Genomic DNA, 1499 nt, shown 5'->3' with positions numbered 1-1499 from the left:
CCGGCCTCCCGGGGTCCGTTGCCGAAGAGGCCGTGCACCGAGAGGGTCGATGCGCCGCTTCCGGCGAGGCGCCCGACCGAAGCGTACCCGCTGCGGTACGGTGAGGGAGGGCAACAAAGCCGGAGCGGATGCAGCGGCCCTCGAATGCCGGGATCTTCCGGGAATGGACCCCGGGAGGCCGGAGCGCAGCCGTGCGGGTGCACCGCACGGCGAGCCACGAACGGAGCCCCCCTCCGAGGCTGCGGAGCCGTTCGGGCGCACGATGATCGGGGCGCCGTATGCGAAGCAGGCCGGTGCGCGCGGGCATCCGTCACCTCCCCTTGAGCCGCGGGTCGGCGGCGTCCTGGATCCCCTCGCCCAGGAGGTAGTACCCGAGGACGGTGACCAGGATGGCCAGGCCGGGGTAGACGGAGAGCCACCAGGCAAACTCGATGTTGTCCTTCCCCGCCGTGAGGATGTTCCCCCAGGACGGGGTGGGGGGCTGCACGCCGATCCCCAGGAACGAGAGGCTCGACTCCACGAGGATTGCACCGGCGACCCCCAGGGTGGCCCAGACCAGGATGGGGGCGAGCGCGTTGGGGAAGATGTGGCGGAAGATGATCCGCAGGTTGCCGGCCCCCTGGGCCCGGGCCGCCGCCACGAAGTCCCTCTCCTTCAGCGAGAGCGTCTCGGCCCGGACGAGCCTTGCGGCTCCCATCCAGTGGGTGAGCCCGATGATGACCATGATGTTGATGATCGACGGCCCGAGGAAGGCGATGACGGCGAGGATCAGGAAAAAGGAGGGGAAACAGAGCATCATGTCGACGAACCGCATGAGGACGCCATCGACCCACCTCCCGTAGAATCCGGCGATCAGCCCCACCAAGAGGCCGATGGCCGTGGCAATCCCCGTGGCCACGAAACCGACCTCCATGGAGATCCTCGCCCCATGGACCATCCGCGAGAGGACGTCCCGCCCCAGTTCGTCGGTCCCCAGGGGGTGCTCCGCGGAGGGGGGCGCGAGGATCCGGAGGATGTCGATCCGCTTCGGGTCCTTGTCGGTTACGAGGGACGGGAAGGCCGCGACCACGAAAAGCAGGGCGATGACGACGCCCCCGGCCACGGCGAGGCGGTTCCGGAAAAACCTGCGGAGGAAATCCCGAAAGATGGAGCTCGATCCCGCGCCCATGCGCCCCCCCTAGTGCACCGTCTCGCAAATACCTTGGCATTCGAGCGCCGCTGCAGGGGGCCGGTCCCCGGAAGGGTTTCGTCGCGAGACAAGGGAGACCCGAGGCGAGGCGGGCAAGCGCAGGAGCGAGTGCGGAGGCGTACGGTCAGTACGCCGCACAAGCGAGCGACGAGCACGCCCGACGCAGCCCGGGGATCGCTTGTCGCAGCAGAAAAGGCAGCCCTGTGGGCGACCGGCGCCTGCGGCTCGGTCTGCACCGCCAGCCCTTTGTCGGACTCCCTGCGCCCGGCTCGGCGTACCGCAAGTACGCCTGCGCCGTGCTCGGTCGTCC

At 69.3% G+C, this 1499-nt stretch carries 1 protein-coding gene; it reads right to left on the bottom strand.

Annotation, left to right across the window (positions count from 1 at the left end; translation table 11 throughout):
* Positions 1 to 310 precede the first annotated feature (310 nt).
* Entirely contained in the window at positions 311 to 1168 is an 858-nt protein-coding gene (locus VJ307_02430; protein ID HJX72985.1) for an ABC transporter permease, read from the bottom strand.
* Positions 1169 to 1499 lie beyond the last annotated feature (331 nt).

The organism is Candidatus Deferrimicrobiaceae bacterium, assembly GCA_035256765.1.
In the GTDB taxonomy this organism is placed as follows: Bacteria; Desulfobacterota; Deferrimicrobia; order Deferrimicrobiales; family Deferrimicrobiaceae; genus CSP1-8.
This window is presented reverse-complemented; position numbering and strand designations above follow the sequence as displayed.